12 protein-coding genes and 1 riboswitch are annotated in these 11766 nt (G+C 56.5%); of the genes, 5 read left to right on the forward strand and 7 right to left on the reverse strand.

Going from position 1 to position 11766, the window contains the following annotated elements; genetic code table 11:
• Nucleotides 1–105 precede the first annotated feature (105 nt).
• From ACO6VX_RS01960 to metG, 3 genes are all read right to left on the reverse strand, one after another.
• A complete protein-coding gene (locus tag ACO6VX_RS01960) occupies nucleotides 106–798 on the reverse strand; it encodes a CidB/LrgB family autolysis modulator (protein ID WP_422457527.1) in 693 nt (230 codons plus the stop codon).
• The gene (locus ACO6VX_RS01965; RefSeq protein WP_010248237.1) at nucleotides 791–1183 is read right to left on the reverse strand and encodes a CidA/LrgA family protein; all 393 of its coding nucleotides are present in this window, start codon (nucleotides 1181–1183) and stop codon (nucleotides 791–793) included. Before ACO6VX_RS01965 ends, ACO6VX_RS01960 begins: the two co-directional genes overlap by 8 nt.
• 233 nt (nucleotides 1184–1416) lie before the next feature.
• Nucleotides 1417–3450 carry a methionine--tRNA ligase gene (metG, locus tag ACO6VX_RS01970; protein ID WP_422457529.1) on the reverse strand — a complete coding sequence of 678 codons (2034 nt, stop codon included), beginning with the start codon at nucleotides 3448–3450 and terminating at the stop codon, nucleotides 1417–1419.
• A 177-nt stretch (nucleotides 3451–3627) separates the two neighbouring features.
• Here metG and apbC point away from each other — a divergent pair, with 177 nt between their 5' ends.
• The gene (gene apbC / locus ACO6VX_RS01975; protein WP_010248231.1) at nucleotides 3628–4740 is read left to right on the forward strand and encodes an iron-sulfur cluster carrier protein ApbC; all 1113 of its coding nucleotides are present in this window, start codon (nucleotides 3628–3630) and stop codon (nucleotides 4738–4740) included.
• On the opposite strand, the gene ACO6VX_RS01980 is transcribed toward apbC, so the two are convergent.
• A complete protein-coding gene (locus tag ACO6VX_RS01980; protein ID WP_010670997.1) occupies nucleotides 4737–5192 on the reverse strand; it encodes a GNAT family N-acetyltransferase in 456 nt (151 codons plus the stop codon). The two genes, apbC and ACO6VX_RS01980, sit on opposite strands and share 4 nt — an antisense overlap.
• A gap of 236 nt (nucleotides 5193–5428) precedes the next feature.
• Here ACO6VX_RS01980 and ahpC point away from each other — a divergent pair, with 236 nt between their 5' ends.
• Nucleotides 5429–5992 (forward strand): alkyl hydroperoxide reductase subunit C, encoded by a 564-nt coding sequence (gene ahpC / locus ACO6VX_RS01985; RefSeq protein ID WP_010248225.1) that lies wholly within the window; start codon nucleotides 5429–5431, stop codon nucleotides 5990–5992.
• Between the two features lie 71 nt (nucleotides 5993–6063).
• A complete protein-coding gene (gene ahpF / locus ACO6VX_RS01990) occupies nucleotides 6064–7632 on the forward strand; it encodes an alkyl hydroperoxide reductase subunit F (RefSeq protein ID WP_010248223.1) in 1569 nt (522 codons plus the stop codon).
• A 54-nt stretch (nucleotides 7633–7686) separates the two neighbouring features.
• Here the strand turns inward: ahpF and ACO6VX_RS01995 are convergent, their stop codons facing one another.
• Complete coding sequence (locus tag ACO6VX_RS01995) at nucleotides 7687–8646, reverse strand: AEC family transporter (RefSeq protein ID WP_163640025.1); 960 nt, start codon at nucleotides 8644–8646, stop codon at nucleotides 7687–7689.
• 97 nt (nucleotides 8647–8743) lie between these two features.
• A complete protein-coding gene (locus ACO6VX_RS02000; RefSeq protein ID WP_010248217.1) occupies nucleotides 8744–8941 on the reverse strand; it encodes a hypothetical protein in 198 nt (65 codons plus the stop codon).
• Nucleotides 8942–9248: 307 nt separating this feature from the next.
• Nucleotides 9249–9349, forward strand: a riboswitch (TPP riboswitch).
• A gap of 34 nt (nucleotides 9350–9383) precedes the next feature.
• On the opposite strand from ACO6VX_RS02000, the gene thiM reads away from it, so the two are divergent.
• Together thiM and thiD are read left to right on the forward strand one after the other, a co-directional pair.
• Nucleotides 9384–10181, forward strand: a complete 798-nt coding sequence (gene thiM / locus ACO6VX_RS02005; RefSeq protein WP_346455900.1) for a hydroxyethylthiazole kinase — start codon at nucleotides 9384–9386, stop codon at nucleotides 10179–10181.
• A complete protein-coding gene (thiD, locus tag ACO6VX_RS02010; protein WP_069025191.1) occupies nucleotides 10168–10968 on the forward strand; it encodes a bifunctional hydroxymethylpyrimidine kinase/phosphomethylpyrimidine kinase in 801 nt (266 codons plus the stop codon). Before thiM ends, thiD begins: the two co-directional genes overlap by 14 nt.
• A 52-nt stretch (nucleotides 10969–11020) precedes the next feature.
• Here thiD and ACO6VX_RS02015 read toward each other — a convergent pair whose 3' ends face one another.
• Nucleotides 11021–11707 (reverse strand): GntR family transcriptional regulator, encoded by a 687-nt coding sequence (locus tag ACO6VX_RS02015; protein ID WP_010248206.1) that lies wholly within the window; start codon nucleotides 11705–11707, stop codon nucleotides 11021–11023.
• Nucleotides 11708–11766: the final 59 nt, after the last annotated feature.

Raw genomic sequence — 11766 nt, forward strand, 5'->3', positions numbered from 1 at the left:
TTCAGCAGGGCGATGTGCCAGTCACCGGTTTATATGTGATCCACATCGCTCTGACAATGTAACCTGTGTTGCATGTTTCAACTTTGCGAGATCTCTCGCAAACTTTCAGCCAAACCAGTGCAGCAGCAGCGGAAAAATAAACGGCGCCAGCAGTGAGGTGATGATGCCGCAGATCACAAGCGCCAGTGAGCTGAATGCCCCTTCCTGATAGTCGAGTTCAGCGGCGCGCGCTGTGCCGAGTGCGTGCGACGCGTTACCTATCGCCAGTCCGCGCGCTGCCTTAGATTTCACGCCAAGCAGATTCAGCACGGTATGTCCGAACACCGCACCCAGTACTCCGGCAATCAGCACGCAGATGGCGCTGATGGCGGGAATGCCGTGCAGTGAACCGGAGACGGCCATCGCAATGGGCGTGGTAACGGATTTAGGAATGATGGTAGCGGCGATTTCAGGCGTGGCACCCATCCACAGAGCAATAGCGGTGCCAGAGGTCATGGCGGTCACACTGCCGATAAAGCAGACGCCAATAATCGATTTCCAGCGGGCACGGATCTGATGCATCTGCTCATACAGCGGCAGTGCCAGCGCGACAACAGCCGGTTGCAGCAGCTGATTAAGAATCTTACTGCCCGCGAAATAGCGCGAATAGGGCAGCTGCAACAACAGCAGAATCGGGATAATAATCGCCATCGCCACCAGCAGCGGATTAAGCAGCGAGATTTTCAGCCGTATCGCCAGTTTGCGCGCCAGAAAAAATGCCGCCAGCGTCAGTGGCAGTGACCACCATATTTCACTCATCGCCTGACTCCCCGGCCGGACGGCGACTATGAAGCTGGTGGGCGCTTACGCCGACAATAGAGAGAACCAGGAAGGTGCTGACGACGCAGGAGATCACGATAGGGCCAAACTGCGCGGTCAGAATATCGGTGTAGCTCATTACCCCGACGCTGATCGGCACAAACAGCAGCGCCATATAGCGAATCAGCAGATGGCAGCCCGGTTTAACCCAACTGACAGGCAGGATCTGCGAGGCGAGCAGGGCAAACAGAATTAACATCCCAAGGATGCTGCCAGGCAGTTTGATGGGCAGCAGCGAGGCGATGCCGATTCCGGCGTATAAGCAGAGATAAATGATGATAAAGGCGCGAAGATAGCGCCCGCAGACAGACAGCACGGTGAGCATGGCAGGCTCCTGTTTTCACTGAGCTTCATCATACGCATTAACCGCTTAGCGTGCTAGCGATCACATTTATGCAGCGGTGTGGCCGTAGCAGATACAGATTTTCAGGGGCGGGAGTGGAATGGAAGCGGTGCACATTCAGAGCGAGGAGTGATAGCCCTTCGCGCCCGTGATGAGGCACGAAGGGTTTGAGAACGGCACTGCGCTAAGCGGTTAAAGCCGCAGAATGCAGAGTGTTACTTAACGGGCATTCCCGGCACAGCACCGCTGTCGACGGACAGCACAAACAGATCTTTGCCGCCAGGACCCGCTGACAGCACCATGCCTTCAGAAATACCAAAGCGCATTTTACGCGGCGCGAGGTTGGCCACGATAATGGTCATTTTACCGACCAGCATAGAGGGATCGGGATAGGCGGCGCGGATACCCGAGAAGATCTGACGCTTTTCACCGCCCAGGTCGAGCTGCAGGCGCAGCAGCTTGTCCGAACCCTCAACCAGTTCCGCCTGCTCAATCAGCGCCACGCGCATATCAACTTTGGCGAAATCGTCGATGGTGATGGTGTCACCTACCGGCGAATCTGCCAGCGGGCCGCTTGCGGCCGGTGCACTGGCGGCAGCGGCATCCTCTTTCGAGGCCTCAATCAGTCCTTCAACCTTTGCCATCTCAATGCGGCTGTAGAGCGCTTTGAATTGCGCAACCTGGTGGTCCAGCAGCGGTTGCGCGATAGCATCCCAGCTCAGTTCGCAGTTCAGGAAGCCTTCTGCGCGGGCGCTCAGTGACGGCAGCACCGGCTTCAGCCAGGTCATCAGAATGCGGAACAGGTTAATGCCCATTGAGCAGATCGCCTGCAGATCGGCATCACGGCCTTCCTGCTTCGCCACCACCCACGGAGCCTGCTCATCGACATAACGGTTCGCCAGGTCAGCCAGCGCCATGATCTCACGAATAGCACGGCTGTATTCACGACCGGCCCAGGCTTCACCAATCTTCTCTGACGCGTCCACAAAGGTCTGATAGAGCGCCGGATCGGCCAGCTCAGCCGCCAGTTTGCCGTCAAAGCGTTTAGTGATAAAGCCCGCGTTACGTGACGCCAGGTTAACCACTTTGTTGACGATGTCGGCGTTCACGCGCTGGACGAAATCTTCCAGATTCAGGTCGATATCGTCGATACGTGAAGAGAGTTTCGCCGCGTAGTAGTAACGCAGGCTGTCCGCATCCAGATGCTGCAGCCAGGTGCTGGCTTTAATAAAGGTGCCGCGCGACTTCGACATCTTGGCACCGTTGACGGTGACATAGCCGTGCACAAACAGATTGTTCGGTTTGCGGAAGTTGCTGCCTTCCAGCATCGCTGGCCAGAACAGGCTGTGGAAGTAGACGATATCTTTACCGATGAAGTGATAGAGCTCGGTAGTAGAGTCTTTACGCCAGAATTCGTCGAAGTCGATGTCGCCGCGCTTGTCGCACAGGTTCTTGAACGAGCCCATGTAGCCGATAGGCGCATCCAGCCAGACATAAAAATATTTGCCTGGCGCGTCCGGAATTTCAAAGCCGAAGTAGGGCGCGTCGCGGGAGATGTCCCACTGCTGCAGGCCCGATTCGAACCACTCCTGCATTTTGTTCGCCACCTGATCCTGCAGCGCACCCGAGCGGGTCCAGGCCTGCAGCATGGCGCTGAACGAGGGCAGATCAAAGAAGAAGTGTTCAGAGTCGCGCAGAACCGGCGTCGCGCCAGAGACCACCGATTTTGGCTCGATCAACTCGGTCGGGCTGTAGGTCGCGCCACACACTTCGCAGTTATCGCCATACTGATCGGCAGATTTACATTTCGGGCAGGTGCCTTTTACAAAACGGTCCGGCAGGAACATCCCTTTTTCCGGATCGTAAAGCTGGGAGATGGTGCGGTTCTTAATAAAACCATTCTCTTTCAGACGGCCATAAATCAGCGCAGAAAGCTCACGGTTTTCGTCGCCGTGGGTCGAGTGATAGTTGTCATAGCTGACGTTGAAACCGGCAAAGTCGGCTTCATGCTCGCTTTTCATTTCTGCAATCATCTGCTCCGGTGCAATCCCTAACTGCTGAGCTTTCAGCATGATAGGCGTACCGTGCGCATCATCGGCGCAGATGAAATAAACCTGATTGCCACGCATTCGCTGATAACGCACCCAAATGTCGGCCTGGATATGCTCGAGCATGTGGCCGAGATGGATTGATCCGTTCGCGTAAGGCAGTGCGCACGTTACCAGAATTTTTTTAGCGACTTGAGTCATAGTTTGCGTAGCTTTCTGTTGATTGAAAAAACGGGCTTAGATGGTAACTGAAGGCTTCTCCTGCGTAAACACAAGGGATTCACCCCCTCCGGTCACCGCAGATCCACGAGCATCTGATATCATTGACAATACATCGCTGAAACACAGCGTAAGCACAGCAGAAATAAGGAGTAGGGGATGACAGCACAATCCCGGGAACCGCAGACGCCAGAAGGCCTGCGCGCCATCGTGGCTGGCGTATTGAGAAGCTTTGAGCATCCGACCCTTAAGCAGAATCTTACCGCCCTTAAGGCGTTACATCACGTGGCACAGCTTGACGGTACGCTGCATGTGGAGCTGCTGATGCCGTTTGCCTGGGCCAGCGGATTCGACGTACTGAAAGAGCAGGTCAGCGCCGAACTGCTGCGTCAGACCGGCGCGGGTGCCATCGACTGGCGACTCAGCCATGACATTGCCACCCTGAAACGGGTGAAAAACCAGCCGGGCGTCAACGGCGTGAAAAATATTATTGCGGTCAGCTCTGGCAAAGGCGGCGTGGGTAAATCCAGCACCGCCGTGAACATGGCGCTGGCGCTGGCAGCAGAGGGGGCGCGGGTCGGCATTCTTGACGCCGACATTTATGGCCCGTCAGTGCCGAACATGCTTGGCACCCAGGATCAACGGCCTACCTCGCCGGATGGCACCCACATGGCGCCGATCATGGCGCACGGGCTGGCAACCAACTCTATTGGTTATCTGGTCACGGACGACAATGCGATGGTGTGGCGCGGGCCGATGGCCAGCAAAGCGCTGATGCAGTTGCTGAACGAGACGCTGTGGCCTGAGCTGGATTATCTGGTGCTGGATATGCCACCCGGTACCGGTGACATTCAGCTGACGCTGGCGCAGAACGTACCAGTCACCGGCGCGCTGGTGGTGACCACGCCGCAGGATATCGCCCTGATTGATGCCCGCAAAGGGCTGGTGATGTTTGAAAAGGTTAATGTGCCGGTACTTGGTGTGGTGGAAAACATGAGCCTGCATGTCTGTAGTCAGTGTGGCTTCCATGAGCCGATTTTCGGCACCGGCGGCGCACAGAAACTGGTAGAGGATTACCAGACGCAGCTGCTGGCTCAGCTGCCGCTGCACATTGACCTGCGCGAAGATCTCGATGAAGGTCAGCCGACGGTGATTCGCCGGCCCGATAGCGAGTTTACCGCGCTGTATCGCCAGCTGGCCGGACGCGTTGCTGCCCAGCTTTACTGGCAGGGCGAAGTCATCCCCGGCGACATCGCCTTCCGCGCGCTCTAAGCACGACCCGACCCGCTGGCATATTGCGAAGCCAGCGGGTAGTGCATTAGCACGTAGCCGCCATGTTCGCCTTCGCCTTGTGAAATCATCTTCCAGCCATGTTTCAGGTAAAAGGCCTGCGCCGCTTTATTCTTCTGCAGGCACTTTAGCGCACCGGTTGAGGTAAAGCGCGCCTCTGCCGCCTTAAGCAAAGCGCTGCCCACGCCGCGCCCCTGCCAGTCAGGATCGACATAGAGGCTGTGCAGGAAGTTATCGTTCTCCAGCAGGCCGGCAAATCCGACCCGCTGTCCATCAGCTTCCGCGACCAGCACGGTTTCACCCAGGATTACCCCATCAAAATCTTCCAGCTGCCACTCGCTGCCGTCCAGCCAGCGCCAGTTATGCCGACGCGCCGCCAGAAACAGCGTACGCAGAAAAGGACGATCGGCTTCAGTAAACGGACGAATCTCCACAAGTCAGCTCCCTTTTAATCCGGTCTTACAAAACTAGCAGCGATTCGCGGAGAGGGGCGGAAAAGATAAAGCGGGTTAAATGTCACGTAAATCGCTGTACACTGCCTGCCGGGCCAGAGAGCATCAGGCTCTTAGCGTTTGATAGCTTTCGTTAATCAAATTGATAACGACTGCATATTAGATGTTGGCCCGGAAATTATGTAACCTGCATCACATATTTTAACGGAGGCCACCAGATGTCTATTATCAATACCAAAATCAAGCCGTTCAAAAACGCAGCATTCAAAAACGGCGAATTCATCGACGTAACCGAGAAAGACGTTGAAGGTAAATGGAGTGTGTTCTTCTTCTATCCAGCTGACTTCACCTTCGTCTGCCCGACCGAGCTGGGCGACGTGGCTGATCACTACGAAGAGTTCCAGAAACTGGGCGTAGATATCTACTCCGTTTCTACCGATACCCACTTTACCCACAAAGCCTGGCACGGTTCTTCTGACACCATCGCGAAAATCCAGTACACGATGATCGGTGACCCGACTGGCGCGCTGACCCGTAACTTCGAAATCATGCGCGAAGACGAAGGTCTGGCTGACCGTGGTACCTTTATCGTTGACCCGGAAGGCGTTATCCAGGCAATCGAAATCACTGCTGAAGGCATTGGCCGTGACGCCTCTGACCTGCTGCGCAAAGTGAAAGCGGCTCAGTACGTGGCTTCTCACCCAGGTGAAGTGTGCCCGGCTAAATGGAAAGAAGGTGATGCAACACTGGCTCCGTCTCTGGACCTGGTTGGCAAAATCTAATTCCGCTTCGGCCTTTCGACCATTCTCCAATCGGGTGCTGCGGCACCCGATTTTTTGACCAGGATATCACTATGCTCGACACAAATCTGAAAACCCAGCTCAAGGCTTACCTTGAAAAATTAACCAAACCTGTTGAGTTGATTGCCACGCTGGACGAAGGTGCAAAATCAACCGAGATCCGTGAACTGTTGGTTGATATCGCCGGTTTGTCTGACAAAGTCAGCTTCCGCGAAGAGAACGATCGTCAGGTGCGTAAGCCCTCATTTCTGATCACCAACCCAGGTTCGAACAGCGGCCCGCGTTTTGCCGGTTCACCTCTGGGTCACGAATTTACCTCACTGGTGCTGGCACTGTTACAGACCGGTGGGCATCCGTCGAAAGAAGCACAAAGCCTGCTGGATCAGATTGCCGCGCTGGACAGCGACTTCCATTTCGAAACCTACTATTCACTCTCATGCCATAACTGCCCTGACGTCGTACAGGCGCTGAACCTGATGGCGGTGATTAACCCGCGCATCAGCCACACCGCTATCGACGGTGGCCTGTTCCAGAACGAGATTCAGGAACGTAACGTGATGGGCGTGCCAGCGGTTTACCTCAATGGTAAAGAGTTTGGTCAGGGTCGCATGAGCCTGGCGGAAATCGTCAGCAAAGTGGATACCAATGCCGACAAACGTGCAGCGGAAGAGCTGAACAAGCGTGACGCGTATGAAGTCCTGATTATCGGCAGCGGCCCGGCGGGCGCAGCGGCAGCCATCTACTCAGCACGTAAAGGTATCCGTACCGGCCTGCTGGGTGAGCGTTTTGGCGGCCAGGTGCTGGACACGGTCGATATCGAAAACTATATCTCCGTACCGAAAACCGAAGGGGCAAAACTGGCCGGTTCACTGCGCGCACACGTGGATGATTACAACGTGGACGTCATTGAAAGCCAGAGCGCCATCAAACTGATCCCGGCAGCGAAAGAGGGCGGAATGCACGCCATCGAAACCGCCTCCGGCGCAGTATTGAAATCACGCAGCATCATCCTGGCGACCGGCGCACGCTGGCGTAACATGGGCGTGCCGGGTGAAGAAGAGTATCGCACCAAAGGCGTGACCTACTGCCCACACTGCGATGGCCCGCTGTTTAAAGGCAAACGCACGGCGGTGATCGGCGGCGGTAACTCCGGCGTGGAAGCGGCCATCGATCTGGCCGGTATCGTTGAACACGTTACGCTGCTGGAGTTTGCTGGTGAGATGCGCGCCGATCAGGTGCTGCAGGATAAGCTGCGCAGCCTGAAGAACGTGGATGTGATTCTGAACGCGCAGACCACCGAAGTGAAAGGCGACGGTACCAAAGTCACCGGCCTGCACTATATCGATCGCACGACGCAGACCACTCATGAGCTGCCGCTCTCCGGTATCTTCGTTCAGATTGGTCTGTTGCCAAACACCCCATGGCTGGAAGGTGCGGTTGAGCGCAACAAAATGGGTGAGATCATCATCGATGGTAAATGCGAAACCAGCCTGAAAGGCGTGTTCGCCGCGGGCGACTGCACCACCGTACCGTACAAGCAGATCATCATCGCCAGCGGCGAAGGTGCTAAAGCCTCACTGAGTGCTTTTGACTATCTGATTCGTACCAAATCGGCTGAGTAAATTTTCGCCACTCAGACAATAGCCCTTCAGCACGTGTGCTGAGGGGCTTTTTTGTTAATAGCCCGCCAGCGTCATCAGCATCATCCAGATTGGCGTTGTGACCGCCGCAAACACGGTAGAAAAGAGCATGCTCGCCGCCGCCGGGCCGGTAATGACATTGAACTTCTGCGACATCAGATAGACGTTAACCCCGACTGCCATCGATCCCAGCAGCACCACCACTTTACTCTCCAGCGGCGGCAGATCGGTCAGCCACGCGATAGCCCATACCGTCATCGGTTGCAGCACCAGCTTCAGCAGGCAGATGGTATAGCTCTCTTTTAAGCCATCCCGCACCCGATAGTGTGCCAGGCTCATGCCCAGCGTCACCAGCGACAGGGGTGCGGCCAGTGAGGCCAGCATCTTTAGCGGTTCAGCGGCCAGCAGCGGCAAGGGACGTTGCAGAAAGCTCCAGGCTGTACCGCTGAGAATACCGATGATCAGCGGATTCTTCAGCACGCCGAGCAGGGTGCGCCAGAGTCCTTCCAGCGAGAAGCTGCCCTGTTTTGCCCACTCGACCGAAACGGTCAGTAAGGTCCAGAGGATCAGGCTGTTAAACACCAGCACCAGCGCCACCGGGGGCAGGGCTTCTGGCCCCAGCAGTACCGTGGCCACTGGGATCCCCAGCATGACGTTGTTGGAAAAGATGCCGCCCAGCGCAAAAACCGACGCCGCTACGCCATCCAGATTAAACAGCCTTGTTGCCAGCAGTCGCCCCACGATAAACACCAGCAGGCAACTGCCGAAAAAGGCCAGCAACAGGCGCGCATCCACCGGCGGACTTTGCGAGAAGGTGCTCATTACCCGAAACAGCATGCAGGGCAGAGCAACGTTAAACACAAAGCGGTTCATCCCTTCACTGATGCTGGCGGGCCATTTCCCCATGCGCGTCAGGCAGTACCCCAGCAGGATCAGGATAAACAGCGGGGCTGACAGGTAAATTTGATGGCTTAAGCTTTCAAACAGCAGTGGCATAGAGAGAGTCTGGTCAGACGATGATTAGTTACCAGACTAACAAATTGCTAACTAACTGTTAACCTGAACTGTGTCCGGAATGACCGTTGCCGGGACGCTAACCTAACCAGCGGCGCGCCTGCCGATCGCTGATGTCGCGATAATAGACACGGTGAATAATTTCGCCACAGCCTGTGCAACGGGCGGAGATATAGGTGGAGAGGTACTGTCTGCCATTGGGTGCCACGGCACCCTTGCGTTCAATATTAATATCCTGCCATCGATGGCGGTGTGGAATAAGCGCTAAAAATCGCATCATACATCCTGAATAGTATGAAGTTCCGCTTCAGGAGTTTTCTAACTCCATGAAATAAAGTGTTTTTTACGATGATGCTGCGAGCAGGTTAATTATTATGGGGTAACCAGAGTCACTGCGGGAAATATTACCCATCCGGGTAATAAGCGGGGCTACCTATAAAGAGGTATCTCGTTAACCCGCAGCATTAAGCCTTTTTTTGCACCCTCAGGCGTTGATCGGGATCATGTGAATTGTTTCAGCTCTGATTATTTCCCAGGCGGTAGTCGCTTGCTTTCGCTGCGCGGCTTGCCTATGCTGCAAGCCGTAATACGACTCGGGGTGCCGCTTTCCACACGGAAAGGGCTGAGAAAAACCCGCTGACCTGAACTGGATAATGCCAGCGTAGGGAAGTCTGATGCCTGACCGCATTCGCCTTCTTGTTCGCCGGTTGGGAGCTACGATGACACATCAATCTCAACACCTTTCTGCCGCGCACTTCGCGCCCATTCTGCACGCTTTCCGCCGCCAGTCACCGCTGGTGCACTGTATGACCAATGACGTGGTCCAGAACTTCACCGCCAACGTGTTGCTGGCTCTCCATGCCTCACCGGCGATGGTGATCGATGCCGCTGAGGCCGCCCAGTTCAGTAGCATGGCCGATGCACTGCTGATTAACGTGGGCACCTTAACCCGTGAGCGCCAGCAGGCGATGCAGGCTGCCGTCACCGCGGCTAATCAGGCGGGCACGCCCTGGACACTCGATCCGGTTGCCGTCGGCGCGCTGACGCTGCGCAGTGACTTCTGCCAGCAGTTGTTAAACCAGCAACCGGCGGTGATTCGGGGGAATGCGTCAGAGATTCTGGCGCTGGCACAACAGGCCAGCGGCGGGCGCGGTGTCGACACGCTGCATCAGGCGGATGCAGCACTCGATGCAGCCCAACAGCTCGCGGAAACCTGGAGCACGCTGGTGGTCGTCACCGGTGAAGTGGACTACGCCACCGATGGTCAGCGACTCCTTGCTGTACACGGTGGAAGCCCCTTAATGACACGGGTAGTCGGGACCGGCTGCGCCCTCTCGGCAGTGGTGGCGGGGTTCAGCTCTTTGCCAGGCGATCGGCTCATGAATGTCGCGGCCGCCTGTCAGGTGATGGCGCTGGCGGGTGAAAAGGCGGCGGCGCAGGCTGCCGGACCCGGCAGCTTTGCCACAGCGTTTATAGATGCACTCTGGACGCTGGAGGATAATCATGAAGCGTATTAACGCTCTGACGATTGCGGGTACCGATCCCAGCGGCGGCGCTGGTATTCAGGCCGATCTGAAAACCTTCTCGGCTCTGGGAGCCTATGGCACCAGCGTCATCACCGCGCTGGTGGCACAGAATACCTGCGGCGTGCAGTCGGTTTATCGCATTACGCCTGACTTTGTTGCCGCCCAGCTTGATTCGGTGCTCAGTGATGTGCGCATCGACAGCGCAAAAATTGGCATGCTGTCAGAAACGGCTATCGTGGAGCAGGTGGCGGCCCGGCTGAGCAATGCGGCAATCCCGTTTGTTGTGCTGGACACGGTCATGGTCGCGAAAAGTGGTGATGCGCTGCTCTCGCCAGACGCCGTAGCCAGTGTACGGGAGCTGTTATTGCCGCAGGTCTCGCTGATCACGCCTAATCTGCCGGAAGCGGCGGCGTTGCTGGACTGCCCCATTGCGACAGATGAAAAGGAAATGCGCGAGCAGGGACGGGCATTGCTGGCACTGGGCTGTCAGGCTGTGCTGATGAAGGGCGGTCACCTTGCGGCGGCGGAGAGCCCGGACTGGCTGATCACGCACTCAGCAGAGCAGCGATTCAGTACGCCGCGCGTGAATACCCGTCATACGCACGGCACCGGCTGTACGCTGTCGGCAGCCTTAGCCGCGTTGCGACCACGTCATGCTGACTGGGCAGAGACGATCGGGGAAGCCAAAAACTGGTTACAGCAGGCGCTGCTGCAGGCGGATTCGCTGGAGGTCGGGAAGGGTATCGGGCCGGTTCACCATTTTCATCAATGGTGGTAACGACGAAGGCCCGCATCGACCTGGTAATCAGGTGGTACGGGCGGTTTCAGGTTCAGGGTGCTTCAAACCAGGCGCTGTTACGCTCGGCAATCGGGGTGATAGAGAAGATCATCTCCTGCAGATGACGACGCATTGCCGCTTCGGCTGCATCGGCGTCATGACGCTTCAGCGCCGCAAAAATCTCTTCATGCTGCTCAATCAGCTTGTCCGGTGGAGAGACTTCACTCAGCGTCAGAAACCGCACCCGGTCCATGGCCGCTTTGATGTTCTCCACCGTTTCCCAGGCCAGCTTACAGTCAATGCTTTCAGCAATCAGGCGATGAAACTCATCGTCCAGAGTGAGAAAAGCCTGGCTGTCATGCCGTTCAGCGGCCATGCGCTGCAGCTGCAGGTTATGCTCCAGCGCCATCAGGGCCGGATCATCAATCTCCAGTGCCGCACGGCGAACCACCGACACCTCAACGGCCTCCCGGATAAAGCGGCCATCCGCCACCCGCTTAGCGGAGATTTTGCGCACGAAAGTGCCACGCTGCGGCAATACCTGTACCAGTCCGGCTTCGGCCAGCTTGATGAACGCTTCGCGCACCGGCTGGCGTGAGACGTTGAAGCGCGCGGATACCTCTTTTTCCGAGAGCAGCGAGCCCGGCTGAATTGCGCAGGTGACGATATCTTTGCGCAGATACCGGTAAATCTGCTGATTTACCGGTTCGCTGGTAGTAATGGTATAGGCGATCGACATGCAGCAATATCCATATTACGGCTGGCAGGGGCCAGCGCGATGGGAAAGTGTCAGTCTAA

This window comes from Pantoea sp. BJFS-204 (assembly GCF_049310725.1).
In the GTDB taxonomy this organism is placed as follows: domain Bacteria; phylum Pseudomonadota; class Gammaproteobacteria; order Enterobacterales; family Enterobacteriaceae; genus Pantoea; species Pantoea agglomerans.

Excerpts from the sequence above, each read along its gene's own strand:
- ACO6VX_RS01960 (WP_422457527.1), bottom strand. The coding sequence starts at position 798 with ATGAGTGAAATATGGTGGTCACTGCCACTGACGCTGGCGGCATTTTTT.
- ACO6VX_RS01965 (WP_010248237.1), bottom strand. The coding sequence starts at position 1,183 with ATGCTCACCGTGCTGTCTGTCTGCGGGCGCTATCTTCGCGCCTTTATC.
- metG (WP_422457529.1), bottom strand. The coding sequence starts at position 3,450 with ATGACTCAAGTCGCTAAAAAAATTCTGGTAACGTGCGCACTGCCTTAC.
- apbC (WP_010248231.1), top strand. The coding sequence starts at position 3,628 with ATGACAGCACAATCCCGGGAACCGCAGACGCCAGAAGGCCTGCGCGCC.
- ahpC (WP_010248225.1), top strand. The coding sequence starts at position 5,429 with ATGTCTATTATCAATACCAAAATCAAGCCGTTCAAAAACGCAGCATTC.
- ahpF (WP_010248223.1), top strand. The coding sequence starts at position 6,064 with ATGCTCGACACAAATCTGAAAACCCAGCTCAAGGCTTACCTTGAAAAA.
- ACO6VX_RS01995 (WP_163640025.1), bottom strand. The coding sequence starts at position 8,646 with ATGCCACTGCTGTTTGAAAGCTTAAGCCATCAAATTTACCTGTCAGCC.
- ACO6VX_RS02000 (WP_010248217.1), bottom strand. The coding sequence starts at position 8,941 with ATGCGATTTTTAGCGCTTATTCCACACCGCCATCGATGGCAGGATATT.
- thiM (WP_346455900.1), top strand. The coding sequence starts at position 9,384 with ATGACACATCAATCTCAACACCTTTCTGCCGCGCACTTCGCGCCCATT.
- thiD (WP_069025191.1), top strand. The coding sequence starts at position 10,168 with ATGAAGCGTATTAACGCTCTGACGATTGCGGGTACCGATCCCAGCGGC.
- ACO6VX_RS02015 (WP_010248206.1), bottom strand. The coding sequence starts at position 11,707 with ATGTCGATCGCCTATACCATTACTACCAGCGAACCGGTAAATCAGCAG.